The organism is uncultured Marinobacter sp., from assembly GCF_963974375.1.
Classification (GTDB): domain Bacteria; phylum Pseudomonadota; class Gammaproteobacteria; order Pseudomonadales; family Oleiphilaceae; genus Marinobacter.
The window spans coordinates 1-26,385 of the sequence record NZ_CAXBDN010000013.1 but is presented as its reverse complement, the minus strand read 5'-3'; the positions used below and the strand labels follow the sequence as shown (position 1 = coordinate 26,385).

General features: G+C 61.3%; 15 protein-coding genes. 14 read left to right on the top strand and 1 reads right to left on the bottom strand.

Annotated elements, in window-relative coordinates; all coding sequences use genetic code 11:
• Positions 1–42: 42 nt before the first annotated feature.
• Positions 43–12,285: a filamentous haemagglutinin family protein gene (locus tag AAC035_RS02085; protein WP_339799515.1), complete on the top strand. Its 12,243-nt coding sequence runs from the start codon at positions 43–45 to the stop codon at positions 12,283–12,285.
• 21 nt (positions 12,286–12,306) lie between these two features.
• Here the strand turns inward: AAC035_RS02085 and AAC035_RS02080 are convergent, their stop codons facing one another.
• Positions 12,307–12,636 carry a hypothetical protein gene (locus tag AAC035_RS02080; RefSeq protein WP_339799513.1) on the bottom strand — a complete coding sequence of 110 codons (330 nt, stop codon included), beginning with the start codon at positions 12,634–12,636 and terminating at the stop codon, positions 12,307–12,309.
• A 480-nt stretch (positions 12,637–13,116) separates the two neighbouring features.
• On the opposite strand from AAC035_RS02080, the gene AAC035_RS02075 reads away from it, so the two are divergent.
• From AAC035_RS02075 to panB, 13 genes are all read left to right on the top strand, one after another.
• Positions 13,117–14,637, top strand: coding sequence for a ShlB/FhaC/HecB family hemolysin secretion/activation protein (locus AAC035_RS02075; protein WP_339799524.1), 1,521 nt, complete (start codon positions 13,117–13,119; stop codon positions 14,635–14,637).
• A gap of 60 nt (positions 14,638–14,697) precedes the next feature.
• The gene (locus tag AAC035_RS02070) at positions 14,698–16,563 is read left to right on the top strand and encodes a DUF2341 domain-containing protein (RefSeq protein ID WP_339799511.1); all 1,866 of its coding nucleotides are present in this window, start codon (positions 14,698–14,700) and stop codon (positions 16,561–16,563) included.
• Between the two features lie 11 nt (positions 16,564–16,574).
• Complete coding sequence (locus AAC035_RS02065) at positions 16,575–17,000, top strand: biopolymer transporter ExbD (protein WP_339799510.1); 426 nt, start codon at positions 16,575–16,577, stop codon at positions 16,998–17,000.
• Positions 17,001–17,029: 29 nt separating this feature from the next.
• The gene (locus tag AAC035_RS02060) at positions 17,030–17,791 is read left to right on the top strand and encodes an energy transducer TonB (protein WP_339799508.1); all 762 of its coding nucleotides are present in this window, start codon (positions 17,030–17,032) and stop codon (positions 17,789–17,791) included.
• Positions 17,792–17,842: 51 nt separating this feature from the next.
• Positions 17,843–19,576, top strand: a complete 1,734-nt coding sequence (locus AAC035_RS02055) for a putative porin (protein WP_339799506.1) — start codon at positions 17,843–17,845, stop codon at positions 19,574–19,576.
• Between the two features lie 28 nt (positions 19,577–19,604).
• On the top strand, positions 19,605–20,264 hold the full coding sequence (locus AAC035_RS02050; protein WP_278350833.1) for a DNA repair protein: 660 nt from the start codon (positions 19,605–19,607) through the stop codon (positions 20,262–20,264).
• Positions 20,265–20,357: 93 nt separating this feature from the next.
• A complete protein-coding gene (locus AAC035_RS02045) occupies positions 20,358–20,852 on the top strand; it encodes a YbjN domain-containing protein (protein ID WP_278350834.1) in 495 nt (164 codons plus the stop codon).
• Between the two features lie 15 nt (positions 20,853–20,867).
• Positions 20,868–21,824, top strand: coding sequence for a peptidylprolyl isomerase (locus tag AAC035_RS02040; protein WP_278350835.1), 957 nt, complete (start codon positions 20,868–20,870; stop codon positions 21,822–21,824).
• Positions 21,825–22,197: 373 nt separating this feature from the next.
• Positions 22,198–22,824, top strand: a complete 627-nt coding sequence (locus AAC035_RS02035) for a LysE family translocator (protein ID WP_278350836.1) — start codon at positions 22,198–22,200, stop codon at positions 22,822–22,824.
• A gap of 437 nt (positions 22,825–23,261) precedes the next feature.
• Entirely contained in the window at positions 23,262–23,792 is a 531-nt protein-coding gene (locus AAC035_RS02030) for a helix-turn-helix transcriptional regulator (protein WP_278350837.1), read from the top strand.
• Complete coding sequence (locus AAC035_RS02025) at positions 23,789–24,508, top strand: AzlC family ABC transporter permease (RefSeq protein ID WP_104417579.1); 720 nt, start codon at positions 23,789–23,791, stop codon at positions 24,506–24,508. Before AAC035_RS02030 ends, AAC035_RS02025 begins: the two co-directional genes overlap by 4 nt.
• A gap of 3 nt (positions 24,509–24,511) precedes the next feature.
• Positions 24,512–24,859 carry an AzlD domain-containing protein gene (locus AAC035_RS02020; RefSeq protein WP_104417580.1) on the top strand — a complete coding sequence of 116 codons (348 nt, stop codon included), beginning with the start codon at positions 24,512–24,514 and terminating at the stop codon, positions 24,857–24,859.
• A gap of 22 nt (positions 24,860–24,881) precedes the next feature.
• Complete coding sequence (gene panB, locus AAC035_RS02015) at positions 24,882–25,712, top strand: 3-methyl-2-oxobutanoate hydroxymethyltransferase (protein ID WP_104417066.1); 831 nt, start codon at positions 24,882–24,884, stop codon at positions 25,710–25,712.
• The last annotated feature ends 673 nt before the right edge of the window (positions 25,713–26,385 follow it).

Genomic DNA, 26,385 nt, shown 5'->3' with positions numbered 1-26,385 from the left:
GGCAGGTCTCTCCGCCGTCTGTTATGGGAAGGAAGTGTCGTCATGCCGTCCACCAGGAAAAAAGTCCAGCCTCGCGCCCACCTCAATAAAGCACTTTCCGCCCGCCAACCAACGCTGCGTTTATGTCCATTGAGTCAGGCGGTGGCCCTGGCGCTGGCGATGGGCACGGCCGGCCCGGCATTGGCCGACGGCCCGCGCCCGTTCAGTTCGGAGTGGTTCAACGCCGCCCGACCCAACGCGGCGCACGCCGGCGCCGCCCGGGCGCCGGGCACGCCACCGCCACTGGCCGAACAACAGCGCGCCCTTCAGCACCTGCAACACTCGATCAACAACCTCGGCCGCACCGCCGCTGCCGTGGCCGCCCAGAGAGCGGCTCAGGAAGCGGCCCGCAAGGCTGCCCAACAGGCCGCGTCGAACATTCCCAACGGCCTCGGAGAAGGCGGCCTCAAGGTCGATGGGAACCCGGACACCGCCGGTTGGCGGGGCGCCAAGGATCCGACCCAGACCACCAAGGACGGCCACACCACCGTCCGCATCGAACAAACCGCCGACAAGGCCATCCTCAACTGGGAGACCTTCAACGTCGGCCGCGACACCACCGTGGACTTCGAGCAGCAGGCCAACTGGGCGGCGCTGAACCGGGTCAACGACCCCAACGCCCGCCCCAGCCAGATCCAGGGCCGGATTCAGGGCGACGGCACGGTGATGATCGTCAACCGCAATGGCGTGGTGTTCAGCGGCTCAAGCCAGGTCAATGTGCGCAACCTGGTGGCCGCCGCCGCCGACATCAGCGACCAGCAGTTCAGCGAACGCGGCCTGTACGTGGACACCAACGGTTCCCAGCCCACCTTCACCGACGCCGCCGGCAATGTGACGGTGGACGCCGGGGCCCGCATCACCACCCACGAACCGGAATCGGTGACCCAGGGCGGCGGCTATGTGCTGCTGATGGGCCGGGAGGTGAACAACGCCGGGGAAATCACCACCCGCCGGGGCCAGACCACCCTGGCCGCCGGTGAGGACTTCTACATCCGCAAGGGAGCGGGCACCGAAGCCAACCAGGCCTCCACCACCCGTGGCAACGAAGTGGCCAGCACCTGGGAAGCCGGCAGCGACGCCGGCACCGCCACCAATGAAGGCCTGATCGTGGCGCGGGAAGGGGACATCACCCTTACCGGTCACGACGTGCGCCAACAGGGCGTGGCCATGGCCACCACCACGGTGAACACCCGCGGCACCGTCCATCTGCTCAACTCGGCCAGCGACACCGAAGGCAAGGTGACCCTGGGCGAGGGGGCGGTGACCACGGTGGTGATCGAGGACGATGGCGAGACCGCCCTGGACAATCAGCGTGACGCCTTGATCGAGTCGTCGGCGGAACTGGATGGCCTGCGCGATGACATGATCACCGGCGCCTTCGACAACATCGGCCTGATGGCCGACCGCCGCGACCAGTCCCGGGTGGAAATCGTCTCCGGCGGCGACGTGGTGTTCGAGAAGGATTCCCTGACCCTGGCCACCGGCGGCCAGATCGCCGTGGACGCTGGCCGCCGCACCCAGCTGAACGCGGGCTCGGAACTGGACGTGTCCGGCTCCGTGGGTGTGAAGGTGGCGATGGAATCCAACAACGTCCTGATCAACGTGCAGGGTAATGAGCAGCGGGATTCTCCGGACAACCGCGATAACGGCGGACTCAACAATGGCGATGTCTGGGTCGATCGCCGCAACCTGATCTTCGTGCCCGCCGGCACCGGCGGCTACGAAACGGATCGGTGGTATACCGCCGGCGGTCTGTTGGAAGTGAGCGGCTACCTGGATACCCAGGGCCACGGCATCGGGGAATGGTCGGCGGCGGGCGGCACCGTGCTGCTCGGCGGCAGTGAAGTGGTGACCCAGACCGGCTCGTCGGTGAACCTGTCCGGCGGTACCCTTGATGTGCAGACCGGCTATATCGCCAAAACCTGGCTCAAAGGCGCCGACGGCAGACTGTACGACGCCGCCACCGCCCCGGCGAGCATGCTTTACACGGGTATCTATCAGGGCTATGAACGGGTCAGCGAACGCTGGGGGCAAACCGACGCCTGGCGTAATCCGCTGATCGCGCCGGAGCGTCAACTGGAGAACGGCTACACCGTGGGCCGCGACGCCGGCACCCTGATCATCAACGCCCCCACCGCCGTGCTGGAGGGCGACATCGTCGCCGACGTATTCCAGGGCGAGCGCCAGAACCAGGCCCAGGACGCCGGGCGGGACAGCTACCAGCAAGCGCAGAACCGGGTGGCCCGCCGTGGCCGCCTGGCGGTGGGGCGTTATGGCCAGTACGGCCGGGGAACCGGCTTCGATAGTGACATTCGCATCGGCGACTTCGACGACATCAGCGAACAACTCACCCTGGAATCCGACCTCAGTGACCGGCTCAACACCGTTTGGCTGGACGCCGGCCGTTTGAATGAGCAACGCCTCGGCGGCCTGGATCTGGTGTCCGGCGGCAGCATCTCGGTGGAGAATGATTTGACGCTGGCCGAGGGCGGGCAGTTGCGTCTGGTGTCCGGACAGGTGGAGGTGGATGCCGCTGTCACCGCCCGGGGCGGGGATATTACGCTGACCAATATATTGATGCCTGCCGGCACCAGTCTCACTCCGATAGCGTTCACCGATGAGGATGGAAACAGCGAATTGCGTCTGACCGAAAACGGCCAGTTGGATACCCGTGGCCTGTGGAGCAACGGCTTGTTGGAAAGCGGTGAGAACTGGAAGCGAGCCTATGTGGATGGTGGCGATGTCACCATCGAAGGCACTCAGGATGTGACGCTGGCGGAAGGCAGCTTGGTCGATGTGTCTTCCGGGGCGGCCTTGAAGGCGGATGGAGAACTTCTGGGAGGGCGTGGCGGCGATATCACTCTTGGGGCGAACGCTCCGACCAGCACAAGTTCCGGTTCAGCTAGACCCGGTGGCGGCACACTGGTCCTGGATGGAGAACTGCGCAGCTATGGGGTTGTTGGCGGTGGAGAGCTGATATTGGAGACCGGGCAGGCAGTGGTGGTTGGCGATGGGGGCCTGGACACCAATGGGATACTGCGGGCTGGAGAAGAAGCACCGGTCGATCTGATCCTGACAGAGGATCTGGTTTTCGAAGAAGGGACGGTTTTGTCCTTCGATTATACCTATGAAAGCACCGTGGCTGGTCCGGGCGAGGCGTTCGGCAACCGGCAGTTAACCATATCCGACAATCCGGTCACCCTGGCAGCGGACTGGACCATTCCCGAGTCGGCAACCGGGTTTCGCGTGCGCTACGGTAATACCGTGGTGGGGGCCGGAGATACGGTGCCAGCTGGCTCTACTCTGATGTTATCGGTTGGATCCTTGCCTGCGGACTATATTGTTCCGGCGGACGCTTTTCCACAGGGTATTCCAGTGGAGGCCCATCAAGCGACCATCACGGCAGGAACTGTCCTGACCCGTGATCTTGTTCTGGAGACAGGGTCCTCGCTCAACGCTGGAACGGTCATCAATTCTGATGTCCAGGTGAAGGAAGTGCTGGTACTGAACGAAGCCGATTTCCAGCGTGGCTTCTCCCACTACGATATCAACGGGCATAGCGGTGTGCTGGTCAGCCAGGGCTCGGAAGTGGACGTCACCATGCCACTGTTGCGTCTGGCCGAGGGCGCTTTCCAGACCTCCGCTTATGACGAGGCATTGGAAGCCTGGCAGCCGGAGCTGTTCCTGGAACGCCCTTTGGACGGAGAGCTGGAGCAACGCGGCGGCGCCAGCCTGGCCCTGCGTTCTAATCTCAATGGTCTGGGCGGGACCATTACGGTGCAAGAGGACGCCCGCCTTGAGGTGGATCCGGGCCAGTCGTTGCTGCTTTCAGGCCGTAATCGGTTGACGGTGGACGGAACGTTACGGGCGCAAGGGGGCACCATCCAGGTGGTTTCCTCCTTGCTGACCAGAGTGCCTGCGAGAGGACCGGAAGATCGGATCGAGATCGGTGAAAACGCGGTACTGGACGTTTCCGGCCTGGCTTATACCGCCACCGACGCTCGGGGTCGTCGCTACGGCGCCGTGCTGGATGGCGGCGAGGTGGTGCTGGGAGCGGAAGCCCCCGAGGATTTCGGCGATGCCAATTTGTATGACACCAACAATCTGTTCGTGGTGGTGCGCGAAGGCGCGTTGATCGATGTTTCCGGAGCCAGTGCCGACCTGGATCTAGGGCAAGCCACTCCCTCCACGGTGGCCAGCGATGGCGGCTCCCTGGCCATGCGCTCCAATTCCGGGATCTATTTCGATGGTGAACTGCGTGCCGACGCCGGTGGCGCGAATGCGTCGGGAGGCGGCCTGGAAGTGCTACTGGAAGGTACGCTGACAACTATCCCGCGGGCCACCGAAGAGGATTCGGTGCTGCGTAATATCACGCTCACCCAGGCGGATACCGGTTCCGGTTACGACGATGAAAATCTGGCCTATGGCCAGGCCCGTTTCTCCGTCGGCGCTCTGCAGGACTCGGGCATCGACCATCTGAGCCTGTGGGCCCGGGACGCCATCCTGTTCGATGGCGACGTGAACCTGGAACTGGGTGGTAGTCTGTCGCTCACCGCCGTCACCCTGGCCACCCCCGATCAGACCGCCAGGCAAGTGCGGTTGGCTGCGCCTCATGTGCATTTGGCTGGGCGGGTGAGTCTCCCTGACTCTTCTAACGGTGATGTTTCCGGAGTCAACCCCTACCTTCAATTCGACAACAACGCGCCGCTTGCGGAGGGAGACAGCCAACTGAGCGTGGAGGCGGCGCTGATTGATCTCGGTGAAGGTGTGCTGACCTTCGGCGCCCGGGGCAGCTATGACACCCCCAATGGCGCCACCCCGGTGGTGTTGCCGGGCTTCGCCGATATCACCCTGACCAGCTCCGGGGATATCCGCCTGACCGGCGCCGATCTGTTGGCGACGGAGGCTCTGACGTTCATCAGCCAGCGCCTGTACCCCACCACCCACAGCGCCAATCGCATCCGGGTGGGGCTTGGTGATGCCGGCATCAATGGTGGTCCGGTGGAAGGCGCGGTACTGCGTTTCCGCTACTACGACGAGGAAGAGGCGCGAGAGCAGGCGCCACCGCTGTCCGTCTACGGCTACCTGTCCATGGAAGCGCCCACCATCGACCAGGGTGGAGCGCTTTACGCTCCGCTGGGAGGTATCGCATTCTCGCACCCTCTCGCGAACAACGGTGCCCCCACCAATAATTATCCCACTGATCTCTACGGCGGCATATCGCCCCAGTCCATTACTAATCTGGAAATGGATGTGTTGTTGCGTCGGGGCAGTTTGACCTCGGTGAGCGCTGACGGTCTGGTGCTGCCCTATGGCTATCTGGAAGGGGAGAGTTATTACTACAATGGCACCGAAGTTCGCTATGACCAAGTGGGGCTCAGGGGAACCGAACAGAAGCAGCGCACCGCCACGGGCATCCATTTCGCTGCTGTCACCTTCGAAGCCGAGGACGGCGCGGTGATCGACGTCAGCGCCGGCGGCGAGCTGCGCGGTGTTGGGTTCACTACGGGGCGCGGCGGCTCCGTGGATATTCTCAACACGGCTCTTGCCAACGCCGCTCCCTGGCACGCGGGGGAGGCGGATGCCCAGGTCTACGCCATCGTACCCGGTTTGAGCGACAGCCAGGCCCCTCTCGACCCGGCATTGGGAAGCTATTCAAAAGTCGGGCAGCAGATCACTATCGGTGACGGCGTACCGGGCCTGCCGGCGGGCACCTATACCCTGTTGCCAGCGGAATACGCTCTGATGCCCGGCGGCTACCGGGTGGAGTTGGGCGGCGACATGGCCCGCTATGATACGGGTATCGTGGCCAGTCCGGCAGCGGGTCTGTATCGCGCTCCCGTGAATACGGTCAACAGCCTGAGCGGGGTCTCGGGTTCGGCGCCTCTGTGGGCCACGGTCATGTCCGGTGACACCGTGCGCCGCTATGGGGACTACAACGAAACCACCTTGAGCGAATGGGTGGTGAACACGCTGGCGCAATTCGGTGACACCCGTCTAATGGTCCCCTTGTTGCCGGAAGATGTGCGGCCGCTCAGCTTTGATTTTCGCCATGCCGCCAGCGGCGATGACCGGGTGTTTTCCTTCAACGGGGAATTGCGCAACACCCAGGTGGAAGACGGCCGTGGCGGCATGGTAGCGCTGTACGGTAACGACCTGGAAGTGGTATCCGTCGCCGGTGAGCGTGACGAGGAGGACAGCGGTTACATCACCCTGCTGGACGAGGATCTGAACCAGCTCGGCGCCACCGTGCTGGGGGTTGGGGTTAATAATAACGCCAGCCAACCAAGCGCCTCCGGCAAGACGGTGATTCGTTCCGGCGCCACCTTGCGGGCCGGTTCCCTGCTGATTGGCGGGTGGGGGCAGGATGCGGTGATGGTGGAATCCGGCGCGGTGCTCGACAGCCGCGGTCAGGGCCAGGCCGGCTGGACCGCCGAAAACGGTTTTCTCATTTCCCCGGGCGCCGATGTGGCGCTGCTGACGGTGAGCAACGACCGGATGCAGTTCGGCGCGGCCAGCGGCAACGGCACCATCCGTATCGACGACGGCGCCGGCCTGTACGGCGAGGGCACCGTGGCCCTGTCCGCCCCGGGTGGATTGGAGATCGGTGATATCAGCCTGGCCGCCAGCGATCTGCTGCTGTCCATGGAGGACATCAATATCGGCGGGGACGCCGCCCTGGCGGCGGCCGAGGCCCAGGGGGTACTCTCCGGTGGATGGCAATTGAACCAGAGCACGCTGGATGGCCTTCTGGCGCTGGGTGAGCTGGAAAGCCTCAGCCTGCAGGCCTCCGATTCCATCAATTTCATCGGTTCAGTCTCCCTGGACACCTACGATGACACTGGCGAGTCCCAGGCCAATTTGCGCTTTATCGGACCGGCCATCTACGGTCTTGGCGATGTTGGTGACACGGTCACCATCCGCACCGATCAGTTCAACTGGAGCGGTTTGGGGTATACCTCCGGTCGTGAAGGGACGGCGGAATTCGAAGTCGGTTCAGTAGCTCCCGGCGAAGTGATCGCCGGCGGCGCGGGCACCGGCACCGGCGCCTTCCAGGTGCAAGCCAACGAAGTGATGTTCGGCTTCAACGGCCTGGTGGGCGACCAGAGCGCCAACGCCACCCTGGAGCGGCTGATGCTGGGCTTCGGCGACGTCACCTTCCAGGCCCGGGACCGTATTACCAGCGATCTGTACAGCGATCTGTCGGTTTACCAGCAAAAGAACAGTGACGACGCTTTCAGCGGTGGCAACCTGATCCTGAGCGCCCCGGTCCTCACCGGCCAGGCCGGTTCCGAAATGGCCTACCGCACCGGTGGCAACCTGCTGGTCAGCCGCCCCGATAGCGCCGTCGCCGTGGACCCGGCGGATTTGGATCTGGGCGCGCAACTGAGCCTGGAGGGCAATAACGTTCGCGTCGAAGGCAGCATCATTGCCCCCAGCGGCAAGGTGGCCATTGAGTCTGCCGAGGATCTGCTACTGGCCGACGGCAGCCTGATCAACGTGGCCGGCCGGGCGGTGGCGTTCTTCGACGTCATCGAATACAGCTTCGGCGGCGCGGTCAGCCTGGAAAGCGCTGAAGGCAATGTCCTGCAGGCGGCGGGAAGTCGTATCGATGTGTCCGCGCCTTACAGCGACGCCGGCAAGCTGGAAGCCACCGCCGCCAACGGGACCGTGGACCTGGCTGGTGAGCTGGTCGCCCGTAACCCCGAGGAGGATCCGGAAGGGGAGGGCGAAGGCGGCACCATCCGCATCAAGGCCAATACCCTGCCCGGTTTCGTCGCCCTCAACCAACGCCTCACCGACGGCGGCTTCGATTACCTGCGCGGCTTCGAAACCAATGAAGGCGACCTGACTCTGGGCGAGGAAGTCCGCGCACAGCATATCGAGGCCACCGCCAACGGCGGCGATCTGATCGTCGACGGCAATCTGCGCGCCGGTGGCGACTACGCCGGCAGTATTTACCTGGCCGCCGCCAATAATCTGCGGGTCACCAACGGATCGACCCTGAATGCCAGTGGCGACAGCCTGAAAGTCGACAGTTATGGCGACCCCATCGAGGGCAGCAACCGGGCCATTATCAATCTGACCAGCCGGGACGGCCGTCTGGTACTGGGCGATAACGTCATCCTGGATGTGGGCGCTGGCGGTGAGGCCCGCGGCACCATCGACCTGAATGCCCGCCGCCTGGGAGCCCCTTCTGAAGCATCGGCGACCGGCAATGATGTGGCGGTGGATGCTGGCAATAACCTGACGGTCAACGGCGCCAAGCGGGTGTCGGTGAACGGTTTCTGGACCTATGACGATGCTCCGGATGATCCGGATGCCGATCCGGAGGGGCCGGACACTCAGCTTGTTGATCAGGTGTATCTCGACGAGATTGATAAAGACAGCATCGCCTTCATCAATGCGGCCCTGACCAATGAGGAGTTGCAACAGCGTTTGGCTGGCCTGAAAGAGGCCGCCGGCGAGGCCTTCGCCTTCTCCCTGCGTCCCGGTGTGGAGATCGTCTCCGCCACCGAAGATGGCAATCTGCGTATCGATGGTGACTTGGATTTCTCCGGATACCGCTATGGGCCGGATGTGGACGAGGCCGTACACGGTAGCGGGACCCCCGGCGTATTCGTGATGCGCGCTGGCGGTGATCTGGAAGTCAACGGCAGTGTCACGGACGGCTTTTATCTGCCTCCGGATACACCGGACAGCAGCTACTACATCGATCTGAGCGGTACGCTCAGTGAGTCGGTGACTTTGCCGACGGAGGCGGAACTGGCGTCGGGCTGGAATCTGCAAAACGTTTACAGGGACGGTGGCTCCTTGCCTTTCAATTTGACGGTCAGCGGTTCTTATTTCCAGGTTAGCTCGGGAACGGAGCTGCCACTGGACGTGACCGTTACCCGTAGTGATCCGACCCTTCGTAGTATGGAATTGGCTAGTGCCATTGTTCTGGGTGATGGGGTCACGGTAACGGATACCGGAACGGGGATCAGCTATAGCGGGGAGATTCCGGCGGGCACCTTCATCGAGAATCTGCGATTGCCCACTGGATCGATCATCAAAGCCGGTAATACGGTGCCGACAACGGTTTACGCGAAACCCACGACCATACCGGCGGGAACCGAATTGCTGGGACTGCGTATCAACTCCGCCGAGGAATTCAACCAGGATATCATCCTGCCGAAGGGCTCCGTCTTGCCGCAAGGGATGCGCATAGCACGCCTGCAAAGCGATGAAAATGACCCGATCAAGCAAGCAATATGGTCGGTGGCGTCACTGCTACCCCAGGGTACGCAGAGCTGGGACTTCAGTTTGGTGGCCGGTTCCGATCTGGCGTCCGCCAATCGGCGCTCGGTGAAAGCGGCAACGGAGGGCGACCTGATACTGGATAACCCTCATCTGGTCGGGCCCCAAGCATCGGAAATCATCGGCGGGCAGCAGGGTATCAGCGTGATCCGTACTGGCAGCGGCGACCTGGAACTGATCGCCGCCCGCGACTATCTGCAGGAAACCCCCTTCGGTATCTACACCGCCGGCACCGCCGCCGAGGCAAGTGGCGCCCCCGAACGCCAGAGAGACCCGGATACCCTGCCCAGTGATACGCCCAGTGATACCTACGTTCCCGAGGACCCCGGGGAAGAAGACGACCCCACCTATTTGAGCGTTGCCGAAGCCACGCCCGGCTCTTTCGCTACGGGTGGCGGCAATGTTCGGGTGCGCGTGGGCCGCGATATGAGGGGCAACGATTACAAGCCCAACGATCCGTCCGAGAAGAGAGCCGTCGCCGATTGGCTGTGGACCTGGAGCGACTCGGCGAGCGGTGCCGAGGCCTGGTGGATCAATACGGGGACCTATGGCGATCCGGCCAACCAGTTTGGAGGGAGCGATGTGTTGCTGGCTTTTGATGGCATCGGCACCCTGGGCGGCGGCAATCTGGACGTTTCCGTGGACGGGGATTTCGGCGTCTATGATCAGTTGGCCGATAATACCCGTCTTGGCGGGCTGTCTCTGGCGGTGGCTTCCTCCGGCTGGATCAACGCCGAAGGAGAACGTCAGCAGTACGGTGGCGGCGATCTGCGCCTGGAGGTGGGCGGTATCGTTAATCGTACCCGCAGCAGTACCATGGGCGTGGGGGACGGCAGTGTGACCAATCTACGCGGTGATGTGTTGGTGCAGACCGGCGTCATTGGCCAGATTTGGAACACCTATTCGGTTGCCAGTAATAACACCGACCCCCGACCGGACGACGAGTTGCTACAAGTCGATAAGAACAATTATGGGGGCTTGCGTCTGGTGCTGGGTGATGCCCAGGCTCGCGTCAATAGTTATGGTGATCTGCTCATCAATGTCGAGACTCCCGGAGTCAATGACGTGGATTTGTGGACCGATCGCACTGAAGCCGCCTTGTTCAGCTCCGGTGGTAATGTCGGCATGGGGTCCGATTCCGGCTCGTTGCCGGCGCGTTTCAGCGTGATCGCCGCCGAGGGTACTATTTATGGACAGGGTAACAATAAAATTTCTGCTGCCCGGAACTGGGTAGCCGAAACCTCCGCCGATGGCTGGCTGGAATTTCTGGCCGGGGATTCCATTTATACCCTAGGGGTGTCGTCGGCCTACGAGCCGGACCTGCTTGGTTCAACCGTTTCCCCCGCTCGGTTTTATGCCCGTGAAGGGGATATCTATCAATTGTTCTACGGTTACTACTCTGAGACTAACAATGAATTGATACGTCAAGCGGGTCGCTCGGCCCATGTGCATGCTGGCCGGGATATTGTGCAGTACGGTGACAGTCGTACCGCCATGGGTCACTACAGCGATATGGATGTGTCCATTATCCAGGCTGGCCGGGACCTGATTCATATCAATACCAAGGTTATGGGTGCGGGCACTTTGGAACTGAGCGCCGGGCGTAATTTCTACCAGGCGGACAGCGGCCAACTGATCAGCCGTGGCCCTCATACGGAGTTGGCCACCAGTGATCCCAGCGGCGGCGCGGATATCGTCATCAACGTGGGCATGGGAGAAGCTGGCCCGGATTACCAGGCGGTCGTCGACACTTATCTCGACCCTGCCAATCTGGCCGATTCGGATCAACCGCTTGGTGGTCAGCCAGATAAGGTCGCCAAAACCTATGAGGAAGAGCTGGAAGCCTGGCTGATGGCGCGCTATGGCGAGGATGTCTTGGAAGGCACCGATGCTTTGAGCTACTTCCAGGGCCTGGCGCCGGAGCAGCAGCGTGTCTTCCTGAGGGCGGTGTACTACGCCGAGCTGCGAGCAGGCGGAAGAGAATTCAACGAGGTGGATGGCCCCCGCTACGGTAGCTATTTGCGTGGCCGCCGCATGATCGAGACGCTGTTGCCGGAGATGGACAGCGAGGCCGGCACCTCGGGCTATGACGGTGACTTCACTATGTTCACCACCCGGGACGGAAACACCGAGCGATCCAGTCTGGTACGCACCGAAGGCGGCGGCGACATCCAGATGCTGGTGCCCGGCGGTGACCTGACCATCGGTCTGGAGGCGGTACGGCCGGAAAGCGGCGACAACGGCATCCTCACCCAGGGCAGTGGCGATATTCAGCTGTTCAGCCAGGGCGACATCGCTCTGGGCTTGTCCCGCATCATGACCACCTACGGCGGCGACATCTTCGCCTGGTCCAACGCGGGTGACATCAACGCTGGCCGTGGCGCCAAGACCACCCTGGTGTACACGCCGCCGCGCCGCACTTACGACGGCCTGGGCAATGTCACCCTGTCTCCGTCCGTGCCGAGTACCGGCGCGGGGATCGCTACTCTGGCGCCGATCCCGGAAGTGCCGCCAGGAGACATTGATCTGATCGCGCCGCTGGGCGTGATCGACGCCGGTGAAGCGGGCATCCGTGTGTCCGGCAGCATCAATGTGGCGGCGTTGCAGGTGGTGAACGCGGAAAACATCCAGGTGCAAGGGGACTCCACCGGCTTGCCGGCGGTGGCGGCGGTGAACGTGGGCGCCCTGACCAGCGCCAGCAACGCCGCCTCCAGTGCGGTACAGGCGGCGGAGCAGGTCGGCCGGCGCTATCAGCAACAACCCTCAATCATCAACGTGGAGATTCTCGGCTACGGCGAGGAACGTCTGGAAATGGGTGGTGGCGCTCGGGCGGTGCCGGCCGGGTACGACCGGAACGGCTCGGTGCAGGTGCTTGGTGCCGGTTCGTTGAGCGATGAGTCCCGTCGTCGCCTGACCGACGAGGAACGCGGCAGGATGACGGATTAGCCCGCGCGCCGGCACCCGGCGCTAGCGCTGCGGTTTCACTCCGTGGCCGAGGGTATTGCCCATCCGGTTGCGCAGGGTGGATTGGCTGAACTGGCCGGTCTGGTTCGGCGGCAGGCGGGTGACGTCCGCCGAATCCAGAGCCGGGTTGGCGTGGCCCGGTGTCTCACGCGGTGGTGCCGCGGGCGCCATCTTTTGCTGTAGGCAGCCGTAGGCCGGCGCACGCTGGCCGTTCACTTCCACTTCCACGCACGTTGGTTGCCGCGCCGGTGTTGCCGTATCCGCCCACGCGGGCAGCGCCAACTCCGCCAGCCAGAGCATCACGACCGTTCTTTTTCCCGTCCAAAACCGCATGGTTGGCTCCTGATCAGAATCGTTGGATCAAGGAGCATCAGGAGAATGAATATCCAACGATTTTTCAATGAATTTTTGATGACTTTTCATGTTGCGCTGAAACCCGCCTGAACCAAGGCGTTGGCTCCCATTCCACGGATTCGCGGCGCCCGTTTCGGTGTACCAATTCTCCTGGTTCGTGAACTTTTGGTGACAACGGTTCGGTCCTGGCTCGCTCAAACCATCTAAGGATTGTTAACTGGTTCACCGCTTCGCGGCGGGGAAGCCTCGGGGGTTGTGGTGTCGGATTTGCCAGTGTTCGGCGGTGATGATGGCCACCGGTCCATGTGTAGTCTTTACAGAGTCGAATCAATGTGTGACGCCAACGGAATATTCGAAGTATCCCCTGTTTTTCTGCGGGGGGTGTTCCTGACGGCCATTGCCCTGTCGCCATCTCTCCATGCTCAACAGGAAACCGCCGCCGAACAACTTCCGGCGGCGATGGAGGATCAACAAGAGGAAGCACCGGTCGCCAGCACGGTGACCATCACGGAGTACATCGTGCGTGGCAATACGGTGCTGGAAAACCGTGAGGTGGAAGCCGCCGTCTACCCTTACCTGGGGCCGGGAAAAACTCTGGACGATATCCAGAGCGCGCAACGTGCCCTGCAGGAAATCTATCAGCGGAAGGGTTACCAGTCGGTCTACGTGGACCTTCCCGAGCAACAAGTCAGTGGTGGCGTGGTGTACCTCCAGGTCACCGAAGTCACGGTCGGGCGGGTGCGCGTGGTGGGCGCGGAATACCACTCCCCGTTGAAAATCCGCCGCGAGGTGCCGGCACTGACGGAAGGCGAAGTGCCCAACTTCGATCTGGTCCAGGAAGACCTCACCCGCGTCAATCGCACCGGCAAACGCCAGGTGATGCCGGTGGTCAAGGAGGGCGCGATCCCCGGCACCATGGACGTGGATCTGACTGTGGAGGATCAGCCCCCCTGGAGCGGCAGCCTGACGCTGAACAACGATTACAGCGCCGACACGGAGAAGCTGCGCACCATCGCCACGCTTGGTCATTCCAACCTCTGGCAGCGTGGCCACAGCCTGTCGCTGACGTTGTTCACCGCGCCGCAGGAGACCGATAACGCCGAGGTCTGGTCAATGAGCTACGGCATGCCGCTGTCCGATCGTTGGTCGCTGCGTTTTTCCGGCTACACCTCCGACAGCGACGTCAGCACGGTGGGCGGCACCACGGTGTTGGGCAAGGGGCACTCCTACGGCGTGAGCGCCACCTACAGCCTGCCCTTCGACGGGGTTTGGGGGCACTCCTTCTCCATGGGCATCGACTTCAAGGATTTCGACGAGTCGCTGGAGTTCGGGGACGTGGGGGATGACATCCCCCTGAAGTATGCGCCCTTTACCTTTGAATACAGTGGCTATTACTACACAGAACGCAACCAGGGTTACCTCAATATTGGTCTGGTGACCGCCACGGAACAGTTTCCTTCAAACGGCAGCGATTGGCGCGAGTTCGACTACAAGCGCTACCAGGCCAACCCGGACTTCGCCGTCTTGAAAGTCGATGCCAGCAACGAGATGCAACTGAACAACTGGGGGCTGGCAACCACGTTCGGCGCGCAGGTGGCCTCCGGGCCCCTGGTTTCCAACGAGCAGTTCGCGGTGGGCGGCGCTGGCACCGTGCGCGGTTATCTTTCCGCCGAACAATCCGCGGACGACGGGGTGTTGGCTAGCGTCGAACTGCGTACACCCTCCATCGCGGATTCATTGGGGGCGCCCTGGAGTCTGGTGCGCGCGCATGTGTTCGTCGAGGGCGCACATCTGCGCTTGCGGGACCCGCTGCCCGAGCAGGTGGATGCATTCGATCTGGCCAGTGTTGGAGTCGGGCTGCGCGCGGAGATCGGCGCCTGGTTGAGCGGCAGTCTGGATTTCGGCTATCCGCTCACCGAAGGGGCGAACACGGAGAAGCACGACCCCAGAGTGCATTTCAGTGTCACCGGTAGTTTTTAGAAGTAAATAAGGCCCTCGACGAAGGCCGCCAAACCGTTTTGTTTTTCGGAGTGTCTGATCATGCAACATCGTCTACTTGTACTTTTTATTTGTTGCTTGGGTGCGCTGTTTCCCACCCTGGCCCAAGCTTGGTGGCAGGATGAATGGAGCTACCGCAAGCAGATCACGTTTGATACGTCGCCGCAGGGCGCTTCCATCGACGAACGCATTGGGCGTGTGCCGATGTTGGTGCGCCTGCATACCGGCAACTTCAGTTTCCAGGATGTGAAGGAAAACGGAGCCGACCTGCGCTTCGTGGCCGGCGACGATGAAACCGTTCTCAACCATCAGATCGAAAGCTTCGATGCGCTGCTTGGCGTGGCGTATGTCTGGGTTGACGTGCCTGGCCTGGAAGCCGGTGCAAGCCAGGACATCTGGATGTACTACGGCAACCCGGACGCGCCGGCCACCAGCGCCGGGCAGGCGGTGTTCGACTCCGATTACACCCTGGTCTGGCACTTCGACGGCGCCGCCGGGGCATCGGTGCGCGATGTTACCGCCTACGGCAATAACGCCAACCAGAGCGCACCGCGGACCTTGACCGGCGTGATCGGTCAGGCCGCGGGTTTCGACGGTGGCGGTGCGCTGACCGTGGAAGGCAACTCCCTGGCCACGCCGGCCGGCGGGCAGTTCACTTTCAGCGCCTGGGTGCGTACCGAGCAAAACACCGGCGAGCAATTGATTTTCGCGCGCCGCGACGCCGGCAACGCCCTGCTGATCGGTATTGATGGCAGCCAACCCTTCGTGGAGATCAACGGCGAACGTACCGCGCCAGCGTCGGTTCTGTCTTCTGGCCAGTGGCAGCACCTCGCGGTGACCGCCGACGGCCAGGCGGTGACTCTGTACGTGAACGGTCGCGAGGCCGGCAGCCTGGCCCTGGCGCTGCCGCCGTTCGCCACCACCGTGGCCATCGGCGGCGATGTGCCCGGTTACGTGGCCACCACCGAAACCAGCGGCGAAGAAGGCGAGCAGGTCGCAGCGGCACCGCCGCCTTCGCGCAACTTCAACGGCGCCCTGGACGAAGTACGTATCTCCAAGCAGGCCCGCCCGGCGCCCCTACTGATGGCAGATTACATGGCCCAGGGCTCGGAGTCCCGGCTGGTGTCGTTCGGCGTCGATGAAGAGCAATCCGGTTTTGGTTTTGGCGCGCTTGGCTTCCTGTTCAGCGCCGTGCCGATCGATGCCTGGGTGGTCATCGGCATCCTGGTGCTGATGATGTTCCAGACCTGGGTGGTGATGTACCGCAAGTTCCGATATTCCGGCCGGGTCGAGAAAGGCAATGAGCGTTTCCGTAGCGAGTTCGCCGAAGTGGGCACCGACCTGGAACAGCTCATGGACAACCGTCAACTGGAAGACGACCTGCGTCATTCTTCTCTGTGGCAACTGTACCGGGTGGCTGTGGGCGAACTGCGCACTCGTCGCGCCCAGGGCGCCGATACCAACAACCTTTCCGCCGAAACCCTGGAAGCGATCCGCGCCTCCATGGACGGGGTGCGCACCCAGCAAAACCGCGAGCTGAGCTCGAGCCTGGGCGTGCTTTCCAATGCCATCGCCGGCGGCCCCTACATCGGCCTGTTGGGCACGGTGATGGGGATCATGGTGGTGTTCCTGGGCACGGCCATGGCCGGCGACGTGAACATCAACGCGATCGCGCCGGGCATGGCCGCGGCACTGCTGGCTACCGCCATGGGGCTGTTCGTGGCGATTCCGGCATTGTTTGCCTACAACCGCCTGAACGGCCGCAACCGGGACATCAGTTCCGACATGCGCGTGTTTCTGGATGAGTTCGTGACGCGGCTGGCCGAGATCCATGCCACCAGCACGGAGCCGGCGGAACGGCCCGCCCGTGCCGCCCGCCATGACCATGCGCAAACACCAACGACCTGAGGAGAACGACGATGGCTTCGGTAAGAGCGTCGATGGACGACGATGAAATGGATGGGCCGGTTGACGGCATCAATATTACACCGCTGGTGGACGTGTTGATGGTGGTGCTGGTGATGTTCATTCTCACCGCCACCGCCCAGATCGCCGGCATCAAGGTTGATCTGCCCAAGGCGAGTGCCTCGGTGTCGTTGTCTGAATCCAAAACCAAGGCGATCTCGGTGAACAACGATGGCCACGTGTTCCTCGATGCCTACCCGGTGACCCTGGCCGAACTCGAGGACCGGCTGCGCACTGAGAAGGCGATGAACCCCGGCTTTCCAGTGATCGTGCGCGGCGACGCCATGGTGCAGTACCAGAAGGTGGTGCAAGTGCTCGATATTCTGCGGCGCTTGGATCTCTCCCAGGTTGGTCTGGTTACGGGCAAACCGCCGCAATGATCGACGACAACGGAAAAATAGGAAAAACCATGTCGATGCAGTCGCCTCAATCGCGGGACAGCAACCCGGCATCGGGAAAGCGGCCCCCGGTCCATGTCGCTAGGGCAAGCAAAGCCGGCCGCGGGCCGACGACCTATGTGCGTATGGGTGTGGGAATCGTGGTTCTGGTGGTGGCCGGCTGGTTGATCTGGCAGTGGGCCAACGACATGAGTGGCGTTCGCCGGCAGGTACCCCAGGAGCCGATGCTGATGCCGTTGCCGCCGCCCCCTCCCGAGCCGGAGCCCGAACCCGAACCGGTGGAGGAACCGGAACCCGAGCCCGAGGAAATAGTCGAGGAACCCGAGCCGGAGCCCACGCCAGTGGAGGAGCCGACCCCGGACGAGCCGCCGTCACCCAGCGATGATCTGGCCGATGCCATGGAAATCGACGGCGAAGCCCAGGCCGGCACCGATGCCTTCAATATCGCTGCCGGCAGCGGTGGCGGCATGGGCGGTTCCGGCGTGGGCCGGGTGGGTAACGCCACTTACGGTCAGTACCTTTCCTACGCATTCCAGAAACGTCTGCGCGAGGAAGCCACCATCCGTCATCTGAGCTACCGAATGCAGGTCAATCTGTGGCTCAACGAGGCGGGACAAATCACCCGGGTGGAACTGCTGAAATCCAGCGGTGATTCGGAAACCGACGAGAAAGTGATCGCCGCTCTGCGGTCGATTCCGGCGCTGGACCAGGTGCCGCCGAAGTCCCTGACGTTGCCGGTCAAGCTGGCGCTTCAGGGCAGGCGCCCGGGCTGACGAACGATGGTCGAAACAATCGAGACGAACCGTTTCAGGAGCAACCAAGTAATGAACACTAAGTGCAACAAGTGGCTGCTGACACTCGCGGTGGCCGCGGTGGCCGCGGCGGTAAGCGGCCCGACCGCGGCCCAGGCGCCCGCCGAATCGCCCGCGCCGGGCGCCGACACGCAGGCGAACGCCCCGGCTGACATGAACACCACGGTGCATCTGATCCGTCTGTTGGTCAGCCAGGGCGTGATTACCGTGGCCCAGGGTGAAGCGCTGCTGATGCAGGCCCAGGAAGAAGTCCGCCAGGCCGCGCAAGGCGATGCCGGACCGGACGTGCGCGAAGACGATGTGCGCGTGCCCTACATTCCCGAGGTGGTGCTCGAGGAAATCCGCGAGGAGGTCAAGGAAGACGTCATGGCCAAGGCCAAGGCCGAGAACTGGGCCGCGCCCAATACCTTCCCCGACTGGGTGTCACGCATCAAGGTGTACGGCGACGTACGGGTACGCAATGAGAGCCGCTTCTTCTCCGGTGACAACAGCAACGAAATCACCGACTTCCATGAGATGAACGAATCCGGTCCCCATGACGTCAACAGTAAGACCGCCGTGTCGCTTCCTCCGTTGATGAACACCCGTGAGGATCGCGAGAATCTGCTGCGCATACGCGCCCGCTTCGGGCTGGAAGCGGCCCTGTCGGACAATTGGGACGCCGGCGTGCGCTTGGCCACCGGCAGCAGCAATGGCCCGGTGTCCACCACCCAGACCCTGGGCGGCGGCCTGGGCAAGAAGGACATCTGGCTGGACCAGGCCTGGGTCAGTTGGCACCCGGGAATCTGGAATTTCACCGCCGGCCGCGCGGAAAACCCCTTTGTTTCCACCGACATTCTTTACTCCGGTGAACTCAACTTCGACGGTGTGTCCGCGGGCTTCTCCGGACTCGACTTCAGCGATAACGGTTCCGTCTTCGGTACGTTCGGTGCCTTCCCGCTCCAGTACAGCGACGACGACTGGCCTAGCAACCAAAAGGACAAAGGCGACAGCGAGGACCGCTGGCTACTTGGCGCCCAGCTTGGCGTCGATTGGGAATTCGACAACGGTGATGGTTTCAAGACCGCGCTCGCCTATTACAACTTCGACAATGTGCGCGGCCAGAGATCCAGCGAATGTTACCTGTATGCAGCGGCACCGCCCTGCGACAGCGACTGGTCGGTCCCCGCTTTCATGCAGAAGGGCAACACCGTGTTCCTGCTGCGCGACATCCAACTCGACCCGGCCAACCCAGCCCTTACACCCCTGCCACAGTATGTGGGCCTGGCTTCCGAGTTCGAACTGCTGGACTTGAACGCGCGCTGGAACACTTCCCTGTTCAACGGCTACAAACTGCAACTGGCCGGCAATTACATCTACAACCTCGCCTACGATGAGGATGAAATGTGGGAGAACGCCGACGGCCAACTGATCAGCAACTTTGACAGTAACACCGGAGAGCTCGAAAGCGGTCGCGAAGCCTGGATGCTGCACGCTGCCTTCGGCAGTTCCCTGGACCTGCGCCACGCCGGTGAGTGGCTCGCGTTCATGGGTTACAAATACATCGAACCCGATGCGCTGCCGGACGCTTACAACGACTCGACGTTCCACCTTGGCGGCACCAACGCCAAGGGCTACTACTTGGGCGGGTCCTATGCCCTCAACGAGAATCTGTATTTCCGGGGGCGTTGGATGAGCTCGGAGGAAGTCTACGGTCCGCCATTGGCGATTGATGTTTTGCAGTTCGAACTGAACGCCCAGTTCTGACGGCCGGGCGACAAACGGAGTAGTGACCATGATAGTCGTGGAGAACATCAAGGCGAAATGGCTGCCCGCCGCAGCGATGATGCTGGCAGTCTCATTGCCCGGGTTGGCCCCGGCACAGCAATCCAGTCTTGAAGAGCGTCTGCGCAGCGAACTGCGCGGTACCATCCAGCAACTGAACAACCTGCAATCGCGGCAGGCCAACCTGGAGGCCGCGCGCGCCAACGCAGAAGCGCAACTGGAAGCGGCGCACGCCCGTATCGCCAAACTGGAAGGCCAGATTGACGCTGGCCAGAACCGCATGAAGGCGCTGCAACGCAGCAGTGCGGCGCGCGTCGCCGCCAGCCAGGAACGCGCCGAGCAGGTACGCAGCGCCTATGACGAGCTGCTGCAACTGGCGCGTAACAAGGAGATCGAGCGCCTGAATCTCGCGCAAACCCTGCAACAGCGTGAAGCCGCCTTGCAGACCTGCGTCGGCCGCAATGAGGAAATGTACCGGGCTGGCAAGGACATCCTTGCCGAATACGAGAACCTGGGCGCCGGCAGCCTGTTCATGATGCGCCAGCCGCTCGCCACCTCCTCACGAGTGGAGTTCGAGAATCGCGCTCAGGATCTGGGCGACCGCTTGTACAACGCCCAGGTGCAAGTCGTGCGTGCCGAGGAAAGTGGCGACGACGCCACCGACCAATGACGCCGGTGGCCTGAAAGTGTCACCGGTTGTTCATTGAATGCTGTTAATCGAACAATGCCAGAGTCTGTTTAACTCTCCGGGAGAATTGATTCCATGAGCGACAAAGACACCATCATCGAAAGCCTGCTCCTCAACGAACTGGCGAAGCTGCTACAGGAAGCCGGCTACCGCACCAATGAATCTGAGCACAACGGCAGCAAGCAACTGCTCAGCGCCAGCCAGGGCATCGGCTTCGCGGCGCGTCCGGGCAACGTGGTCGGCGAAGGCATGCTGGACTTCACCCTCAGCTGCGCGCTGCGCATCCAGGGCGACCTGCCAGCCGGACTGATTCCCGCCTGGAACCGCGGCAAGCGCTTCTCGCGATTGAGCCAGCACGGCGACTTTCTGGTTCTGGAAATGGACGTGATCGCCGCCGGTGGCGTGCGTCGGGCACACCTGCTCTCCAACCTGGAGATCTGGGACCATCTGCTCCGCGAGTTTCTGCTGTATCTGCGTAATTACCGCGAGGGAGACAATGGCGCCGTGGAGGACAACCCGGTCGACGCACCCGCGCAAGAGCGGGATACCCAAGCGCAAGAGTCGTCGTAAACGAGGAGACAGAAGATGAAAGCCGCGCACGTAATGGTCACCGCGATACTGGCCTTTTTGGCCGGAGTCGCCGGCACGGTGCTGGTGACACAGCCTTCCGAGGCCAGGGACATGCAGCCCAAGACGGTCTCGCCGCCGGCCGCTCGAGCGGCGCCCCAAGGCGCGGCCGTCGCCAGCCTTGGCGACGTGTCCTTGTACCAAGGCGAAGTGACCGCCTGGCTGACCACTCTGCCCGACGGTGCGCGGTCCGCGCTGCGTGACAAGCGCGCCATGTTCGACGACTGGGCGCGCCGCCGTCTGGCCGAGAAAGCACTGGTCGCCGAAGCCCGTCAACAGGGCTGGGAAAAACGCGATGAAGTCTCCCGGGCCCTCGCCCGGGCCGAGGACCAGGTGCTCCTGCGCAGCTATCTGAGCGCGGTCAGTGAAGCGCCTGAGGGATACCCCGATGAGGCGCTGCTCAAGCAGGTCTATGAAAACGGCAAGGACAATATGCGGGTGCCCGAACGTTACCACCTGAGGCAGATTTTTCTGGCCGCCACCGGCGAAGATGCCGAGAGCATCGAAACCCGCGCCCGTCAATTAACCCAGCAAGCCCGCGCCAAGGGCACGGACTTCGCCGCCCTGGCCCGCCGCCACTCCGATGAAGCCACCAGTGCCGCACAGGGCGGCGCGATGGGGCCGCTGCCGCTGGCGCAACTGACTCCCGAAGTCCGTCCGGTGGTGGCCGGTTTGGAACCCGGCCAGGTCTCCGACCCGGTGCGAACCGCTGCCGGCTGGCATCTGATCAAGCTGGAGCAGGTGGACCCGGAACGCACCGCCACCTTTGAGGAAGTGCGCGGCCAACTCACCGCCACGCTACGTGAACAGCGCCGTCGCCAGAATGCGGAATCCCATCTGCGCCGCCTGGTCGGCGAATCCTCGCTGAGCATCGACGGCGCGGCGATCACGGCCATTCTTGAGGAACAACAATGAACACCCGCGTGCGTCTGCTTGCATTGAAGCCGCCCCAACCCGGGAAATGGAAGGCCGGCTCTGCCTGGCCAAGGTACGAGACCTGCAGGTAGTAGAGGATATCGGGCTGCCGAGGGCTAGTTCTTCTGTGAATCAATGACGTCTTCAAGCTCGGACAGGAGCGGTATCACATATTGGCATTGGCGGGCCAACATGATATCTGGATGAATATTGACTCAGCTAGAGGGTGGCCTGAGCTAGTCAAAGCCACAGAGATCGAGCAATGGATATTGGATGAATCACTTCGCCGGATACCGGGATTACCGTCGATGGCGCCATCGGAAAGATGTTTTGTCTGGTACTTGATCGCTACTACGTGAACGGAGGACAATCAATGTCATTAGAAATTTGGTTTGCATTTGCTGTTGCTTCTACGGCTCTGCTCGTTATTCCCGGCCCCACTATTTTGACGGTAGTTAGCTATTCGATTGCTCAAGGCGCGCGCGCGAATGTCCCATTGGTACTTGCCGTTGCTCTCGGAGACTCCACTGCTCTTCTGTTTTCTCTACTAGGCTTGGGAGCTCTTTTAACCACCTCAGCGTTTTGGTTCACAGTGGTCAAGTGGGCCGGAGGTCTTTACCTCCTTTACCTGGGAATTAAGCTTCTACGTTCTGGTGTTCAAATTGGAGGAATCGAAAAGACAGCAGGGGGTGGATCGAGATGGAAATTGTTCCTCAATACCTATCTGGTAACCGCCCTTAACCCAAAAGGAATTGTTTTTTTCGTTGCGTTCTTGCCCCAGTTTGTGACGCCAGCCGCGAACGTTACGCAGCAGCTCTGGCTTCTGGCGATTACATTCGTGGTCTTGGCCACGATCAACGCAACACTGTACGCTCTGTTCGCCGCATCGGCCCGTCGGTTTCTCACCTCGCCCAGAGTACAACGTCGTTTTAATGTGGTGGGCGGCACTCTCTTGTCTTCTGCTGGGGTGTGGGCATTGCTGGCAAAAAGGTCGGTTTGAAACGTATAGGACATAGAAAAGAGATCAGGAAGCTGGGAGCATGCAGTTGTTCCGTGGTTCGAACCCGTGAAGAAGTTAGTATCTCGGTGATGCTGATTGGCAACACTGTGGGGATGGTAGAAATAGGGTTAGAGAGTACGAAGCATGTCACCATCTAGAACGTGGAGCATCACCTGGTGTTGCTGGACGAGGCGCCCCGGATACGCATCTCATTAAATCTTCCATTTGGCACTGATAAATACGTAGACAATGCCTTGGTGAATGCCCGCTGTTTAATTGCAGTGACGGCGCGTCAGGCGGCACCTCCTTGGTGTTAGCCGGATGCGAACGAGAGCCTTAGTAGCACTAGGATGCTGCCGCTATTAGCACCTCATAATTGACATTTCCTTGTTCCTTTTGTAGAACGTTCTATAAATAGAACATTGGAAGTGGTTTACATGGATCAGCATTCTCTCGAAACCCTGGGGCGACACCTTCAGTCCCTTCGGGTAGCTCGCGGATGGTCGCTCTCGGGGCTGGCCGCCGCTGCAGGTGTTGCCAAGTCGAATCTTTCCCGCCTGGAACAGGGAAATGGGAATCCGACCCTGGATACCATCTGGCGACTGGCGGTTCAGCTTAATGTCCCCTTCGGCAACCTCGTTGCCCCGATCCGTGTGCCGGTTGGTGAGGAAGGTGTGCAGGTCCGGCTTGTGGATCAGGGGGAAGACAATCCCCGGGTAGACGCTTACTGGATGTCGTGCGCTCCCAATACCACACGCATGGCGGAGGGCCATACGCCGGGAGCAGAGGAATCCGTTACCGTTGTCAGTGGTCAGCTGGAAGTCGGTGTCACTGGCCACAGCCAGCATTTGCGGGCTGGGCAGAGTCACACCTTCGATGCGGAGCAACCTCACCTTTATCGCACCCGGGACTCCTGGGCCACGTTACTGGTCACCATCGTGTATCAGAAAGAAGGTGAGGAATCATGAGCGACCAGGCAATCAGTGCGGGCGGGCGCGCGTGGGTGAGTGGGGTACGGGATGCGACTCCGCTGCTCGGTGGCTACATTCCGGTGGCGATTTCGTTTGGCCTGATCGCCAATCAGGCCGGTTTCAGCAGCTGGGAAGCCATCATCATCTCCCTGGTTATCTATGCGGGTGCCTCCCAGTTCCTGTTTGTTGGCATGGTGGCCTCGGGAGCCCCCTTGTGGCTTGTGGTGGTGATGACGCTGCTGATCAATGCCCGGCATCTGGTTTATGCCCCGAACCTGGCCCCCTGGCTCAACGGGAACCGGTGGTGGTTCTGGTTGATGCACGGGCTGACGGATCAGGTCTTCGCTCTGGCGCACACCCGCCTGCCGGCGTTGCCACCCTCGGAACGCCTGGGGTGGTTCACTGGCGCCATGTTGCTGGCCTGGTTCAGTTGGGTAGGGGGCACGGCCCTAGGAGCTTTTGTGGGGCAGGAGCTGACCGGGCGCTGGCCATTACTGAATGACGTTATGCCCTTCGCGCTACCGGCCCTGTTTGTGGTTCTATTGGCCCCGAGATTCACTTCCTGGTTATGGGCTGCAGCGCTCGGGTGTGCCATTGTCGTGGCGTTGTTGTTCGCGGCTAATGGCCTGCCCAATATGGCGATACCGGTTGCGGCGCTTCTGGGCGCGGCGGTGTTCTTTGTGATGCAATCCAATACACGGGCGGAGGTTTAACGCATGGCTGGTGAGCTGTGGGTTGCGGTGATGGTTGCCGCAGCGGGTACATTGTTAATGCGTTTGTTACCACTGGTGTGGATGCAGAGGCGTCTGGCTCGGGAAGACAGTCAGGGCGGTACAGCGGCCATGCCCAGGTGGCTCGGGGTGCTCGGCCCGGTGATGATTGCGGCCATGCTGGGGGCTTCGCTGGTTCCCGCAGCCGGCACCCTGAATGCCTGGGTTGCAACGGCTGTTGGGGGATGCGTAACCCTGCTAGTCTGGTGGAAAACAAAGTCCCTGGGGTGGCCGGTTGTCTCGGGCGTTGTGGTGTTTGGTGTGGTGCGGTTTCTCAATTTCGTTGTGATTTAACTGATCAAGGATAGGAGTGAATATGAGTACTCATACTTCCAGCCAGAAGATAACAACCTCTAAGATTCAGGCCATGAAAGGACGAGGTAGCATTGTTTCCCTTACAGCATACACGAAGCCCATGGCAGAACTCATGGACCCTTTTGTCGATCTGATCATCGTCGGGGATTCCACAGGGATGGTGGCTTACGGATACGATTCTACGCTGCCCGTTACTCTGGATATGATGATTAACCATGGTGCAGCAGTGGTGCGTGGCAGCCAGAAAGCCTGCGTCGTTATCGATATGCCCTATGGCTCGTATCAAGAAAGCAAGGAGCTGGCTTTCCGAAACGCGGCGCGCTTACTGACAGAAACTGGTGCTCAGGGCATCAAGGTTGAAGGTGGGTTAGAGCTTGTTGAAACGGTGGAGTTCCTGGTCAGTCGTGGTATACCGGTAATGCCACATATTGGCTTGCGTCCTCAGCATGCAAACACTATGGGCGGATTTAAGGCCCAGGGCAGAGATGAGGCTGCAGCCAAACGGTTGGTTGAAGAAGCACAGGCTTTTGAGTCTGTTGGCGCGTTCTCAGTCTTAATTGAAGGGGTATTTGAAGCCGCCGCGCGGCGTGTTACGCAATCTTTAACCATTCCTGCCATTGGTATTGGCGCATCTCCCGAGTGTGATGGCCAAGTGCTGGTAACGGAGGATATCCTAGGCTTGTTCTCTGACTACACGCCGAAATTTGCCAAAAAGTACGTCGATCTGAGCGCCCAAATCAAGGATGTGTTTGCGCTGTATGAAAGAGAGGTCAGAGCCGGCGAATTTCCCGCAGAGGAGCATTGCTTTGGGATTAAGAAGCAACCAACTTAGATTGTCGGGAGGGCCAAGGGGTTGTGTGTGAACAAGTGCGAAACAAAGGGAATGAGCCGAACCTGGGCAAGCCTGAGTACCTCTATCACGGTAGTCGACAAAAAACCGTCCGGCTAGAGCCAGCCCAGGGCATTGGGCATGGTGAGGCTGACAACGAATACGGTATTTATGCTGTCTCAGAGCGGGATTTAGCTGTTCCGTTTGCAATCACATATTACCCCCTGAGCCCTCGTGCAGTTTTCTCGGTCGACACCTCGCAACGCCCACCCCGGATAGTGCTGAGGGATACTGAAGTAAGTTGGCATGAGAAGGGGTATATCTATACGTTGCGATCTGAAACCTTTGAGCAAATAGATGCTCTCCAGTGGGTTTCGCGAGTTCCTGTAGAGCCTGTGTTGATTGAAGAAATTACCCCTGAGCTCTACCGGGATTGGGTCGTTGATTCCTGACTACAGCTAATTCATCGTGGAGACGAAGGCGCCAGTCTTCATTTGTCATCCGATACAGCCGCACCCTCTTCTTATGAAACTCTTGCATGGTGTAGCAGGAGAATCCAGCCTTCTCAGTTACTCGAACTGAGGCCGCATGGTCTGGCTCTATAATGACCACTACTGACTCATGCGTATTCCGGCGAACGTGACCGGTCATTCCGGGGATCGTGACCGATTTGCAC